The organism is Pseudomonas sp. CM27 (genome assembly GCF_013179515.1).
GTDB lineage: Bacteria > Pseudomonadota > Gammaproteobacteria > Pseudomonadales > Pseudomonadaceae > Aquipseudomonas.
On sequence record NZ_JABMCN010000452.1, the window covers coordinates 1 to 1,103 of the forward strand.

1 protein-coding gene and 1 pseudogene are annotated in these 1,103 nt (G+C 56.8%); one reads left to right on the forward strand and one right to left on the reverse strand.

All coding sequences use genetic code 11. The annotated features are described in order from the left end of the window. A partial coding sequence (locus HP547_RS28885) for a citrate/2-methylcitrate synthase (RefSeq protein ID WP_306140782.1) occupies positions 1-675 on the reverse strand: 675 nt, incomplete at its 3' end. A 352-nt stretch (positions 676-1,027) separates the two neighbouring features. On the opposite strand from HP547_RS28885, the pseudogene HP547_RS28890 reads away from it, so the two are divergent. Beyond that, a pseudogene (locus tag HP547_RS28890) lies at positions 1,028-1,103 on the forward strand (succinate dehydrogenase, cytochrome b556 subunit); the annotation flags it as partial.

Consider the following 1,103-nt stretch of genomic DNA (forward strand, 5'->3'; position numbering starts at 1 on the left):
GATGAAGATCCGGTCCATTGCCTTGGCCAGCACCGGGCTGATCGGTTTGATCTCGCACGGGGTGTTGAACATCATGTGCAGGAAGTTTTCCGCGTACGACAGGTCGTTGCGCGGGTACATCATCGGCTGGCCCATGGAGTACTTGTAGACCATCGCGGCCAGGGTCGGCATTTTCGCGACCAGGCGCACCGCGGAAATTTCGCGGTGTTGCGGGTTATTGATGTCCAGGGAGTCGTGATAGAACGCCGACAGGGCGCCGACCACGCCGCACATCACCGCCATCGGGTGAGCGTCGCGACGGAAGCCGTTGAAGAAGGATTTCAGCTGCTCGTGAACCATGGTGTGGTTTTTCACGGTGCTGACGAACTGGGCCTTCTGCTCGGCATTCGGCAGTTCGCCGTTGAGCAGCAGGTAGCAGGTTTCGAGGTAGTCGGACTGTTCGGCGAGTTGCTCGATCGGGTAGCCGCGGTGCAGCAGGATACCTTTGTCGCCGTCAATGTAGGTGATCTTCGACTCGCACGAGGCGGTCGCCATGAAACCAGGGTCGAAGGTGAAGTGACCAGTGGCCCCCAACCCGCGGACGTCGATTACATCAGGACCAACGGTGCCGGTTAAAATGGGCAGCTCGACGGGGGCAGCGCCCTCGATGACCAACTGCGCTTTTTTGTCAGCCATGTGGCCTCCTATTAATGCTAGAAATCATCAGACAGACCCCCCACGCAGGGCCCGCACCACTATAGAGGGATAAATTCAGATGTCAATTTGCCTAAAGGCTTGTTGAAACAGGCTTTGAAGCCTGGTTTTTCGCGAAATTCTCGCCCATTTACGCCTTTTGTTCGCTAAAGGCAATGCGCTATTTGGGCTACCCCGTCACGTTGTCATAAGCAGCCTAACTGTCTATACTCGGCACCCGACCGCCAGGGGCTTGCAAGCCCGAACTGCTGGGGGTCGCCGTTCCCTGGGTGGTGGGTACCTGACCAGTACACTTACCAACAACTTTGCCCTGATTCGCTAGGGGCTCTTCAGTGTGAAAAAAGCCGTGAAAAGCCAACGACCTGTAAACCTAGACCTAAGGACCATCAAGCTCCCTGTCACCGCGTACA